Origin of the sequence: Niallia nealsonii (genome assembly GCF_002835805.1) — a bacterium.
In the GTDB taxonomy this organism is placed as follows: domain Bacteria; phylum Bacillota; class Bacilli; order Bacillales; family Cytobacillaceae; genus Niallia; species Niallia nealsonii.
Genome location: NZ_PISE01000010.1, coordinates 11,900 through 25,466, shown reverse-complemented (window position 1 = coordinate 25,466; position 13,567 = coordinate 11,900). Strand labels below are relative to the sequence as shown.

Sequence of the window (13,567 nt, the reverse complement as noted above, 5' to 3'; positions counted from 1 at the left end):
TGATTCGGTGGCACACATGACAAAATATAATATGGTAAAGGAAAAAATAAAAGGATGGATTACAAGCGGCCAAGTAAAACCCGGAGAAAAGATTTATTCAGAAAATGAACTAATGAAGTTATTAGGAGTAAGCCGACATACAATTAGACAAGCAATCGGTGATTTAGTTCATGAAGGGTGGCTATATAGAGAGCAAGGAGCAGGAACCTTTTGTTCCAACCAAATTATTGAATTGCCCGGTTCTTCTTCTGCATTTCCCACTATAAAAAACAATGGAAATATCGGTGTTATTACAACCTATATTTCTGACTATATTTTTCCATCTATCATTAAAGGAATTGAATCTTATTTAACGACAAAAGGGTATTCTCTAACTTTTGCCTGTACTGATAATGATATGGACAAAGAAAAACAATGTCTGCAAACCATGTTAAGCAGCAATATCAATGGGCTAATTGTAGAGCCTACACAAAGCAGCAACTATAACCCCAATATAAATTACTATTTAGAATTAGAGCAAAATCAGATACCTTATCTAATGATTAACCAATTTTATTCACAGCTCACACCTCCTCATATTGTCGTAAACGATGAACATGGGGGTTATATCGCAACAGAACATCTTATTAAGCTTGGACACAAAAAAATTATTGGTCTATTTAAAACAGATGATCTGCAAGGTGTCAATCGAATGAAAGGATTTATTCGCGCATATAAGGAATTTAATCTGCCTTTTTTTCCTGAAATGGTGATTACCTATTCAACAGATGAACAAAATAGCACACCACTGAAACAATTAGAAAGTATCTTATCCAGCAGGCAAAAACCTACAGCAATTGTTTGCTACAATGATCAGTTAGCTATTGAAGTTATCAATGTCCTTAAATACCATTCCCTAAGTATTCCAGAGGATATCTCAATCGTCGGGTATGATGATTCATTCCTTGCACAAGCAACAGATATCAAACTAACTACGGTAGCCCATCCTAAAACTGAAATGGGGATAGATGCGGCTAAATGGATTATCGATGCAATTGAAAAAAGGGGAAATCCATCTTCTTCCATAGTCTATCAACCAGAATTGGTTATAAGAAATTCTTCAGGACCATATGCTAAATAGTAAATTCTCTTTAAACATGCCCTACTCTTCATCCCTATTCACAAAATGGTATAATAGTTTTAATAGACAGTTTAGGAGATGATTCATTTTGAAAGATGAATTAGCATATATAGGAAATAAAGTGATAGAAAGTCAATATATACTTTCTGAAAAAACCCTTCTTTTATTAAATCAGTTTTATATAGAAGAAGGTCTTAATATTTATACAGATAGTGATAGAGAAAAAAACAACAAGTGGAATGCTAAACTTTTTTCCATAATGGGAGCCACTCTAAAGGGTGATATTATAGAAGAAAATGGACTGGTTAATTGGGCGAAAACAACGGGAGAAACGCTTGTCAAAAACCATATTCCATTATCCGTTTCTCTTCGTTCATTCTCGATTTTCCGAAATGTGATTTGGCATGTTTTCACAGAAGAACTGGAACAAAAATCCTTTGCTGCGATAACTATGCTCGATGTAGGAAAACTAATTGATCCTCTTCTTGATGAAATGAGTGCCATCATCGGCCAGGTCTACGAAGAGCACAATCGAAATTTAATGAAAATAGCCTATACTGCATTAGAAGAATTATCGGTGCCTGTTGTTCCAGTCGCTAAAGAAACAGCCATCATTCCACTGATTGGGGAAATTGATACAGATCGTTCTCAGCTCATTTTAGAAGTAGCCTTAGAAGAAGCTGCCAAATTGCAGGTGGAGTATTTAATCTTAGATATATCTGGTGTACCGATTGTTGATACGATGGTAGCTGATAACTTATTTAAAGTGGTGCAGGCCCTTGATCTGATTGGAGTAAAAACGATTATTTCTGGAATCCGTCCAGAAATAGCCCAAACGATTATTTCTTTAGGTATCGATTTCCATAAAATCACAACTTGCGCCAATTTGCAGACGGCATTATCAAGCATTGGTTTAAAAAGGATTATTGAATAAAAAACTGATTGAACTTAATTAATAAAGGTTGTTTTCTAAAAGATGGTTGTTTTTCGGATCGTTTCAATGAATAAATCCATGGTTAAAACAGGTGGATTGGAGTGAAAGGTGCGAGATTAGCGGAACAGGTGAGACCCCGCAAGGCACAGCCTGAGGAGGCTCACCGCCCGCCCCACGGAAAGCGAGCATCCTGGAACGGAAATCCACCTACTTCTTTAAAAATAACAAAGTTTACGAAAACCCCCTTAATAAAATAAAACTTCAATCCGTGGAGGACGTGGAAAACCCTCATGGATTGAAGTTTCACTTTATGCTGAATATCTTTCTTTTTCAATTTCTTTTAATGATTTCCCTCTAGTTTCAGGAGCCATAACGTAGCCTATTACAGCTGCTACTACTAAGAATCCAACCATAATTATACTGGAAATTTTAAATCCAAGTGTTGAAATCATCAGAGGTACTACTAATGATATTAAACCTACCGATACACGAGCTATTGCGAATAAAAATCCTTGCGCTTTTGCACGATATTTTGTGTGGAATAATTCACTAGACCATAAGCCGTAAAATGATTGTGCACCAAATCCTGCCGCTATCCCCCAAAGGATAACAAATGTAAATAGTTCAAACATTCCCATTGATCCAAGTGAAAGGATTAGCCATGCTACAATTCCTAATACCGCTCCAATTGTATAAAGTACTTTTCGATTCATTTTATCGCCAAATTTAATAAAGACAAAGTATGTGGAAGCAACTGTTAATATCCATAAGAAGGCCTGTAATAGATTGGCATGTGCTGCTGATAATCCACCAACTGTTTCATAAATATATGGCATAAAGTATCCCATTACACCAGCAACTAAATTCCAAAATACATAAATTCCTAAAAGCAGAATAATTGCTTGACGATTAGCTTTAATGCTGAATAATTCTTTTATTGGGTTGGCAATTGCTTCTCCTTTGCGTACTTGTTCTTTTTCTTTTTGTTTTTCTTCTTCCCAAATTTTTGACTCATTGATTTGCTGCTGCATAATCCACGTGATTAAAGCGATTACAAATAGCTGTACAAAAATAATTCTGCTTCCTAATAAACCTAATGGAGCTAATAATACAGAAAGTAATAAAGAGATTGCTGGACCCACAGACCATGCTAACTGACCCATTCCTATTCTTGCAGCTCTTTCGTTATCAGGAGCTTCTTCAGCAATATATGTCCATGCTGCTGGAATAGCTGCACCCACGGCAATACCTGTTACTACATAACCAATTAACAACATTGGGAAATTAAAGGAGAATGCAATTAATAATATCCCTAGCATATACACTAATAAATCATACTTATAAATAAATTTGCGACCATACTTATCTACTAATATTCCACCGAGCAATGCACCTACTGCAGATCCAAAACCGTTTGCACTTAATGCCCCAAGCAATCCTAGTTTAAAATCATCCAGATTTAGATATTCCATCCAAAGCGTTAAACCACCTGCACCTGCAACAATTGAACCTGCTTCTAGGTAATTGGACATGGCTACTGTGATTGTCGCTTTTCTTCCACCCTTTTTAGTAGCTGTTGCCATACTGAACATTCCCTTCTTTTTAATTTACATGTTAAGGAATTAAGCTAAATAAAAAACATTCTTTAATTCGGTAGATACAGGACTATTATCTGGATTTGTCTCCATTAATGGCTCCATATAATCCCACCATTTTCTACATATCGCTGTTTCAGACATCTTGCTCCACTTTTCTTCACTTTCAATTTCTAAGTAAGCAAACAACCTGCCGGAAGCTTCATCTAAAAAAATGGAATAGTTATGAACACCATGTGCTTTTAATTCTGCTTTCATTTCCGGCCATAATTCATCATGCCGGCGCTTGTACTCCTCGTACTGATCTTTATAGACTGACATAACACTTGCTATTCTTGTAACACTCATTTTGTTCCCCACCTTCCAATATTTTTTGTTTATTTTGTTTTATTTTTGAATATTCATCTCACAGTTAAAATATAAAGGAATTTCCAACACATTTCTAGGTGACAAAACAACGGAAAGGGGGTGAAATTTATGATTTTGTAAAGGTTTTCATAAACACATGTGAAACCCCTTTCTTTATCTGCATATAAGGGTATTTCTAAAAAATAAAAAGAAAGATTATTCTTCCGCGAACAATCTTTCTTTTTATTAGAGATTCTACTCATATTCTCTTTTAAAGGACTTTATTTATAAAGAAAAACAAAAATAGATAAATGTTATCTGTTCATATTTTTATTATATGTTTTATTAAAGTTTTCTCTATATTGGGATGGACTGTACCCGTACCATTGGCGAAATAAACGGCTAAAATATTTGGTATCTTGATAGCCTAACAACAAAGAAATATCATAAATTTTAGAATCTGTTGTCTCAAGCATTTCTTGCGCCTTTTTTAAACGGCATTTTGTAATATAATCCAAAACAGTCTCTCCTGTTTGCTCTTTAAAATAATGACTAAAATAGGTAGGACTCATATAAACATGCTGTGCAATAATTTTAATCGTTATACTTTCACCTAAATGCTCATTAATATACATCTTTGCTTTATAAATTGGATCTGTTTCGTTTTCCTTAACTTGATCAATCAATTCCATGGCATCAAATACCCAGTTTCTGATTTTATCTGTTAATTGATAGAAGTTTGCTGTATTTTTCGTTAATGTTAATACCTCTATAAATAATTCCCGTTTTTCCCTGAAACCGTCTAGTTCAATCCATCTATTTACTATACGAATGCCTAATAATTGCACAGCCTCCTCAATAGCTCTTGCTGATTTTAGGTGATGAATTTTTTTGAAATATTGTTCTAAAGCTTCTATTATCTGCTGTTTTGTTCCATTTTCTAAACTGTATATTATTTGTTGGACATCTTTAAGCAAGTCATTGCTAATGCCTTTTTCACCTTTTTCTTCATCCATGTCTATCTTGTTTAGCCAAAATACTTTATTGCTGCCAAACACTATTCTATTTTGCATGAGAGCTTCTAGCTTCTTTTTATTTTGAATAAATTCATCTAATGTAAAAAATCTGTTCCCTATTGCAATAGATATTGTATTAGATGTTTCCTTTTTTACCTTCTCCTTTAAAATGGCCACCATATCTTCTATAGGAGGCAAAACATCTTTGCCTTTAGAATTTGCAACTAGCAGCCAAAATGAAAAAAGATCATCTTTCCACAACCAAGTATTAGCGGGGATAGAGGTATCCCAATTAGATAAACAGCTTCTAAAAACTGCCTCCACATCCTTATTTACCATTCGAATCCATGTATTTAAATCCTTTGATAATGACTGCTTTATATTTTGGTCAATGCTTAAATAGAGCAGATGGTGCCTTTTATCCCCAAATAATTGCAGCCATTCGTTTCTTTCCTCTTCATTCGGTTCTGACATATATACTTGGCTTAAAAACTGAATTTGTTTTGCATAATCCAATTCAGAAGCTTTATGCTCCAACTCCTTTATTCCTTTCTCTTCCTCTCTTTTTTTCTCTATTTTCACTTTCATATCTTCTAATTCCGCTGCCATCTGCCCTTTATTTATTGGTTTTAATAGATAATTAGAAGCGCCTTGACGCATAGCCGTCTGAAGGTACGAAAATTGATCATAACCACTAATAATTATTGATTCAAACATCCGATTATCTTCCCTCAATGAATGGATAAGCTTTAATCCATCCATCTCCGGCATTTGAACATCTGTCAACAGCAAGTCAAAAGAGAGCGATTGTTGGCTTATTGCATCATAAGCCTCTTTCCCATCTGAAAATGTGCCGACAATTTCCCATTCGTCTCCACATGATTGAACAATCCGAATAAGCCGATTTAAAATTTTTGGCTCATCATCCACAATAATGGTTCTAACTCTCTCCATTTTTCCCCTCCCCTTCTTCCCCACCCTGAGTGAATTCCTGTATGCGCGAATGATTGATTAACGGCAGTCTTAATAGAACAATAGTGCCTTTTCCTTGTTCACTATCTATGGAAAGACCATATTTCTCGCTAAACATCATGATAATTCTGGCATGAACATTTGTTAGACCTACCCCAGACTCTTTTGTAAAATAGTCGGTAGAATCTAAATTTCTATAAATGGCTGTAAGTGTTTCTTTAGGGATCCCAGGGCCATTATCTGCCACCATTATGAGCAATTCATCCCCGTAGACTGTTATTTTAATGGTAATATGCAAAACGCTTCGTTTAGACATCGCATACTTAAATGAATTCTCAACAATTGGCTGAATAATAAATTTAGGGGTGAAATAAGAATCTATTAGCTCTTCTCCTTCCATTTGATAAATAACCCTATCTTCAAAGCGAATTTTTTGCAGTGTTAAATAATTTTTAATATGTAGCCACTCTTGTTTTAATGCTACTAAACTCTTGCCCTCACTTAAAGAATACCTAAGCATCTGTCCTAAAATAGAAATCATATCTGTTGCTGTTTCTGATTGTTCTTCCTCAATCACTGCACCTATCGTTTCCAATGTGTTATACATAAAATGAGGATTGATTTGTGACTGCAAAGCATATATTTTTGCATCCCGCTGTTGCAGTTCAATTTCGTAATTCTTTTTAATTAATTCCCTTAATTGTACTAACATGGATTGAAAGCTATTTGCCAATTCTCCTACTTCATCTTTATTGCCAGGAGGAATTTTCACATGTAAATTGCCTTTTTCCACTTCTTTCATCACTTTGCCAAGTGCGCCAATTGGTTTTGTTACCGACCATGCGATAAAAATAGATAAAGCTGTCGTAACAATAACAAGTAAAATAAAAATAACAACGGTTACATTTTTTACAGTATCTGTCCGTTCTGTCAAATATTTCATAGAAATACTATGGACCAGTATCCATTTATTTGTGTTCGATTGATTAATGCTGAATAAAATTCTGCCATGACTATTTTCTGTTGTACGAAAACTGCCATTTACCAGCGGATAGTTTTTCAGTTCTTCATCTGTTGTTCCAATTAACGTTTGATTTGGATGATAAATGATGTATCCATTTTGATCCATCAGCCACATTGTTGCTCTTTCTTCTTTATCAATACCGCTTAATAATTTGTCTATAAAGGTAACTTTTACAGCTAGTATCAGCGTCCCTAAACTTCCCCTGTTCTCCACATCCTCAATCTTATTTACTATTAAAATAAATGGGGAATGATCTTCAAAAACTAAATCTGTTTGCTTTGGCAAAATAAGTGGAGATAAACCAGATAAATCATGGATTTCTCCAAAGGGCACAATGGAATCTGACAGCTCAAATCCAGTGTAAGGAATTTTTGTGCTAATATAATTCCCGTTATTTGTTAATAAAAAAGCTCCCATAATTCCTGATTTATTGCTGTCAAGATAGGTTTTTGACAAAAAACTTTCAACCGTATATTCGTCTTGCAAAAAAGCAGATTTCTCTTTATAAGGACTTGTTCTAAGAATAGACATTATATCACTAGAATTATAGATAGCATTAGACAAATCATTTAACTGGTCCATCTCATTTTCTATATTTTGGTTTGCTTGGTTTAATAGTCTCGGTATATATTCTCCAACCTGCTCTTCTATTGCCTTTGTATTTTCTATATAAGTAAAATAACCAATAATCGCCATTGGAATCGCTGTCAATATAATATAAATAATAATTAATTTCATCTTTAATGGAGCCTGATGTAATCCCAGTATTTGAAAGAACCTAAAAATCATATTGATTTATATTCTCCTTTGTAAAATCAATCGGTTGATCCATGATGATGCTGTCTCCCTTCAAACGAATAACGCCCACATTAGAAATAGACATATTATCAGACAATTTATTTCCAAGCAGGATTTCTTTTGCGACAGTAACGGTTAAATAGCCTAGCTTTTTAGGACTCCAAAGTGTCCCTATTTGAAGTGTGCCGTTTTGAATATATTTTCTTATCAAATTTGGACTTGATAAACCAACAACATGAATTTCTCCAACTTTATTTTCATCTATTATCGCTTGTGCTGCTGCAGGAGGCCCTACTGAAGAACTGCCAATAATTCCTTGTATATTCGGATATTTTTTCATTAATTTTTTAGTGATCATATATGCTTTTTGCGGATCATCATTTGATTCTGCAATTTCTAGCAGCTTCATATTCGGATAATTTTCTTGTTGCTGCCTGACCATCCATTTTATCCACTCTTTTAATGTTGCTGCATTATCAGTACCTGTTATAATAGCATATTCGCCTTTTTCATTCATTCCCAATGAGAGTGTATCCATTACATGTCTTCCTAAAATCTCTGGATTTACACTGCTTACAAAGTACTGCCTATATTCTGGATTTGTATCCGAATCCCAAGTGATGACTTTGATTCCTTTGGCTTTTGCTTGTTTTAGCACTTTCCCTAGCTTCTCCGGATCATTTGCTGATACGGCAATGACATCCACATCCTGTTTGATATATTCTTTTATCATTTTTTCTTGCTGCTTCCAGTCTGCTATTAATGGTCCCGAATACAAGACATGAACATTTAAATCTTTGCCTGCTTCCATTGCCCCTTCTTCCACTGCATTAAAGTAGGGAATGCCACTTACTTTTGGAATAACCGCAATGGTAAATGCTTGAGTGTCCTTTTTATTCAATTGTGCAGTTTGTTTTCCAGTATTTTCATAAATAACTTCATACTTTGGTTTCGGATCGCCGATGCATCCGCTTACAAAAAATAAAAAAACTACAAGAATGACTGTTTTATAAGGCATTAATCTCACCTAATCTTTTTCTTTTATTATATATAAAAAACTGGAACAAAAAAATATTTTTTGTTTTTTTGGCTTCTCTATTATTTTCCAAACAAAAACAAAAAAAAAAGAATTCTAATTCTCTCTTTTTTGCTCGTCCTATAATATTTCTTTAAACATCTCGATAACTTCTTCTTTTGTTGGCTGAAATGGGTTTCCTGGAGCACATGCATCTTTTAATGCAAAATCAGCAAGTTTATCCACATCTACTTCATTCACTCCCAGTTCAGATAATTTGCTAGGAATACCCACTGTTGTGCACAAATCTTTAATGGCTTCTATAACTTCCTCTGCACACTTTTCAGCTGTTTTTCCTTCTGTTTTTAATCCAATAGCTTCTGCAATTGCAAGAAATTTACTTGGATTGCGTTTGGCATTTTCTCTTTCCACAATAGGAAGCAGCATCGCATTGCAAACGCCATGGGGCAAATTATATACTCCCCCTAATTGGTGTGCCATCGCATGAACAAAACCTAAACCTGCATTATTAAATGCAATTCCTTCTAAAAACATGACATAAACCATCTGTTCTCGCGCCTCTATATCATGGCTATTTTTAACTGCACATGGAAGGTACTCAAAAATAATTTTCACTGCAGCTAATGCAGTAGCATCTGTTACAGGGTAAGCGCCTGGAGTAACAATTGCTTCTATAGCATGTGTTAAGGCGGCAACACCTGTTGCTGCTGTTAAAGCGGCAGATTTATCTACCATGAGTTCTGAATCATTCACTGAAATAGTGACTAAACTATGTTTATCCACCATCACCATTTTCACTTTCCGTTCTTCATCTGTAATAACATAATTGATGGTAAACTCACTTGAAGTGCCTGCTGTTGTGTTAACGGCTACAATCGGCACCGATTTATTTTTCGTTTTTCCAACTCCTTCATACTCTTTAATATGGCCCCCATTTGCTACCACCAAACCGATGGCTTTGGCTGTATCCTGTGGTGATCCTCCTCCGACAGATACAATAAAATCACATGCATTCTCTTTATAAGCGGAAACTCCATTATGCACATTTACTGTAGTAGGGTTTGGCTCCACTTCATCATAAACTGTATATTTTACATCGCTTCTCTCAAGAACTTTTTTTACTTTATCTGCAATTCCATTAGAATTCAAAAATTTATCTGTTACTAAAATTGCTCTTTTAAATCCTAATTCTTGAATATACGGGCCTGCATCTGCTAAACATCCTGCTCCCATTAAATTAGTGCTTGGTACATAAAATACATGTGAACTCATTGTAATTCCTCCTAATAAAGTATACTTTTTGTTCAGCATTTCACATAAAACTCTATAAATGAAGGGCAATAATGCCCTAACATTTCATTAAACAGCCAAAATACCCACTTTTGGTTCCACATTAAAAGCTTTAGCCAACTCATCTAATTCTTCATCCGAAATAGTCTGTTTAATTTTAGATGGATCACCTATGATTGTATAAATTTGCGCTGCTTTTTCTGCTGTTTCAATTAAACCAAACGTTTCATCCATCGTTGTTCCAGCGCCAAATATTCCATGATGCGGCCATAAAACTAAACGATGTTCTTTCATTTTTTCTGCTGTTTTTTGACCGATTGCATCTGTACCTGGAACCATCCAAGGAAGAATTCCAACAGCATCTGGGAAAACAACAATACATTCTGTACACATTTGCCATAAAGTTTTTGTAAAGTTTGCTTCATCTAAATCATGTGTAAATGTCATCGCGATAATATTTGTAGCATGGTTGTGCATAATAATGCGATGGTTAGAATCAACTTTTAATCTGGCAATATGGCTCATAAAGTGAGATGGTAGTTCGCTTGTTGGATTAGATCCATCTTCTAATCCCCAAATAATATGAATAGCATTTCCTGTTTCATCAACCTTCACAATTCCTAATGTATTTTTCGGGTCACCATTAACATTTTTAAAATATTTGCCTGATCCTGTTACGATAAAATATTTATTGGCCAACTCTGCTACAGGAAATTGCAGCTGAAGTGTACGTTTAACTTGATTTACATCTAAATATTTAGAAACTTCTTCTTTTGTCAGCAAGTAGCTAATATTTCCTCCGTTTCTTTCATCCCAGCCTAATCTCCACATGTTAAATGTAGCTTCACACATTTCTTTAACAAAAGGTGCTTCTAGAATATTCTCTTTCTGAATACTTGTAATCATTTTCAACTCTCCTTTTTTGTTCTTCATCTATTAAAATTTGAATCTTTTTTATATCTTCTTTATATTTTTATAATACGCTTAAAACAAAAATAAATCAACATAAAACAAAATAAACAAATCAAAAAATGAACTTTTTTTGAATTTTTATACCTACTTATCTTTTGTTTTTATTATTTCATATAAGTTATTAATAGATCTTGTCTCCTCAAAAATCCCCATAAAAAAAAGCACTCGCCATGGAGTACTTTTATATTTCAACCAATTTCATATCCAATTCTTTTTCATCAAAATAAGTTTTGTATGCTGCAGGTATACTTGTATCCGTAATAATTTGATCAATATCCTTTAATTCTGCGATATGTGCAAAAGTTCTTACCCCGAACTTGGAAGAATCTACTAATAATATAACAGAAGAAGCAATATTCATCATTTGTTTTTTCAATAATGCCTGCCATTCATTAGCATCACTTAAGCCACCAGATAAATCAACGCCTTTGCATGAATAGAATAGCTTATTAACATGATATTTTTCCAAAGAGCGCTCAGCTAATGGGCCAACAAAGGATAAAGAGTTCGCTAATAGCATTCCACCCGTTGATATCACTTTTATTTGATCTTTTTTGCTTAATTCTAATGCCACTTTTATAGAATTAGTTATTACTGTTAAAGGCATATTAGGCAATTCTGCTGCCATATACCATGCTGTTGTGCTGCCATCTAATACAATTTGTTCCCCTGCATCAATAGTTTTAACCGCTTCCACAGCAATCGCCCTTTTTTCCGCTGCATTTGTAACCTCTCTTACCATATACGGTATTTCAGTTGGTTCTTTATCTAAACTGACAGCTCCGCCATGACTTCTCTTTAATAGCTGATCTTGTTCTAGCTTTTCTAAATCTCTTCTGATTGTTTCTTCTGTTACTGAAAAAATTTCACTTAATTCAGTGACACGAATACTTAACCTTTCATTTACTAATTCCACAATTTTTCTTCGCCGTTCTGCTACAAGCACATAGAGTCTCCCCTTATTTTGTCTTTTTTATTTGTTTTTGTTTTTGTTTTTATTTTACTATTCTTATTTGTACTATATCATAATTTTATTCTGTTCCCTATAAAAGCTTTGTTTGTTTTTTTGATTAACTTCTATTCGTTTAGAATAGCTAATTTTAATGAATATGTAAAAAAAAGTGAAAGACCCACTTTTTGGGCTTTCACCTTTTTTACTATACTTTATCCCATATTTACAGGCAAGCTTCCCTCGGCTTTATTTGCTCTTTTTGAAAGTATGTCCTCTTCATATTTCTTCACGTCACTCAACCATGACTCACGAACAGGAACATTCATTTGTTCGCAATAGTAGTCCCAGATTGCTCCAAATGGATATGTTTTAAATTCTTCCATTAATGCTAATCTATCAGTGAAGTTTCCTTCTTCTTGCAGTTGTTTTAATTTATCATGTGGAATTAATAATGCATTCAACAATGATTTAATCATATTTCTTGTTCCAATTGTCCATGCAGCAACACGGTTAATGCTTGCATCAAAAAAGTCTAATCCAATAATTACTTTATCTAATGCATCATTACGGACAATTTCTATACCAATTTCTTTTAATTCATCATCTAAAATAACAACATGGTCACTATCCCAACGAACAGGTCTAGAAACATGCAATGCTAATTTATCAGAGAATAATAGCATAGAAGAAATTTTATTGGAAACTGTTTCTGTAGGATGATAATGTCCTGTATCCATTAAACATAATTTATTATTTTTTAAAGCATAGCCTAAATAAAATTCATGTGAACCTACAACATAAGATTCTGAGCCGATTCCAAATACTTTACTTTCAACCGCATCTAAATTGTATTGTTCATCTGTTTCAACAGCATAGATTTTATCTAATGATTCTTTTAGGCGTTTTCTTGGCGTTAAACGATCACTTGGAATATCTTTATAACCATCTGGAATCCAGATATTTGTTAAAGCGGGCGTTCCTAATTCTTTCCCAAAATATTCAGCGATTTTTCTGCTGGCAATACAGTGCTGAATCCAAAAATCACGAATTTCTTCATTAGGATGCGTTAGCGTTAACCCGTCTGCTGCTTTTTCATGGGAAAATAATGTAGGGTTAAAGTCTAAACCTAAACCATTTTCTTTTGCCCAATTTACCCAGTTCTCAAAATGCTTTGGTTCTAATTCATCTCTTTCTACTACTTCTCCGTTAGTTTCTGCATAAATAGCATGTAAATTAATACGATGCTTGCCAGGAATTAATGATAAAGCTTTTTCTAAATCGCTTCTTAGCTCTTCTGGATTTGTTGCTTTGCCAGGATAGTCTCCTGTTACATCAATTCCTCCAGATAGTTCACTTTTATTTACTTCAAATCCCCCAATATCATCACCTTGCCAGCAATGAATGGAAATTGGAACATTCTTCAATTTTTCTAATGCTTCTTCTACATTAACGCCCCATTGTTCATACTGTTTTTTTGCTAATTCATAATTTTCTTTTACACCCATGTCAA

General features: G+C 34.2%; 11 protein-coding genes. 2 read left to right on the top strand and 9 right to left on the bottom strand.

What is annotated here, in order from left to right:
- The first annotated feature begins 7 nt into the window (after nt 1-7).
- Both CWS01_RS04490 and CWS01_RS04485 read left to right on the top strand, forming a co-directional pair.
- A complete protein-coding gene (locus tag CWS01_RS04490) occupies nt 8-1,120 on the top strand; it encodes a GntR family transcriptional regulator (RefSeq protein WP_101175854.1) in 1,113 nt (370 codons plus the stop codon).
- Nucleotides 1,121-1,208: 88 nt separating this feature from the next.
- Entirely contained in the window at nt 1,209-2,054 is an 846-nt protein-coding gene (locus CWS01_RS04485; protein ID WP_101175853.1) for an STAS domain-containing protein, read from the top strand.
- A 308-nt stretch (nt 2,055-2,362) separates the two neighbouring features.
- Here the strand turns inward: CWS01_RS04485 and CWS01_RS04480 are convergent, their stop codons facing one another.
- The 9 genes from CWS01_RS04480 to rhaA all read right to left on the bottom strand — a co-directional run bounded on the left by CWS01_RS04480 (nt 2,363) and on the right by rhaA (nt 13,562).
- Nucleotides 2,363-3,637, bottom strand: a complete 1,275-nt coding sequence (locus CWS01_RS04480) for an MFS transporter (RefSeq protein ID WP_101175852.1) — start codon at nt 3,635-3,637, stop codon at nt 2,363-2,365.
- A 39-nt stretch (nt 3,638-3,676) separates the two neighbouring features.
- A complete protein-coding gene (rhaM, locus tag CWS01_RS04475; protein ID WP_101175851.1) occupies nt 3,677-3,997 on the bottom strand; it encodes an L-rhamnose mutarotase in 321 nt (106 codons plus the stop codon).
- 314 nt (nt 3,998-4,311) lie between these two features.
- Nucleotides 4,312-5,967: a helix-turn-helix domain-containing protein gene (locus tag CWS01_RS04470; protein ID WP_101175850.1), complete on the bottom strand. Its 1,656-nt coding sequence runs from the start codon at nt 5,965-5,967 to the stop codon at nt 4,312-4,314.
- Nucleotides 5,954-7,798 carry a cache domain-containing sensor histidine kinase gene (locus tag CWS01_RS04465; RefSeq protein ID WP_101175849.1) on the bottom strand — a complete coding sequence of 615 codons (1,845 nt, stop codon included), beginning with the start codon at nt 7,796-7,798 and terminating at the stop codon, nt 5,954-5,956. The genes CWS01_RS04470 and CWS01_RS04465 overlap by 14 nt, the downstream gene beginning before the upstream one ends.
- The gene (locus CWS01_RS04460; RefSeq protein WP_101175848.1) at nt 7,788-8,825 is read right to left on the bottom strand and encodes an autoinducer 2 ABC transporter substrate-binding protein; all 1,038 of its coding nucleotides are present in this window, start codon (nt 8,823-8,825) and stop codon (nt 7,788-7,790) included. Before CWS01_RS04460 ends, CWS01_RS04465 begins: the two co-directional genes overlap by 11 nt.
- 138 nt (nt 8,826-8,963) lie before the next feature.
- Complete coding sequence (locus CWS01_RS04455; protein WP_101175847.1) at nt 8,964-10,115, bottom strand: iron-containing alcohol dehydrogenase; 1,152 nt, start codon at nt 10,113-10,115, stop codon at nt 8,964-8,966.
- Nucleotides 10,116-10,202: 87 nt separating this feature from the next.
- A complete protein-coding gene (gene rhaD, locus CWS01_RS04450) occupies nt 10,203-11,039 on the bottom strand; it encodes a rhamnulose-1-phosphate aldolase (protein ID WP_101175846.1) in 837 nt (278 codons plus the stop codon).
- A gap of 247 nt (nt 11,040-11,286) precedes the next feature.
- Entirely contained in the window at nt 11,287-12,051 is a 765-nt protein-coding gene (locus tag CWS01_RS04445; protein ID WP_101175845.1) for a DeoR/GlpR family DNA-binding transcription regulator, read from the bottom strand.
- Between the two features lie 218 nt (nt 12,052-12,269).
- A complete protein-coding gene (rhaA, locus tag CWS01_RS04440; protein ID WP_101175844.1) occupies nt 12,270-13,562 on the bottom strand; it encodes an L-rhamnose isomerase in 1,293 nt (430 codons plus the stop codon).
- Nucleotides 13,563-13,567 lie beyond the last annotated feature (5 nt).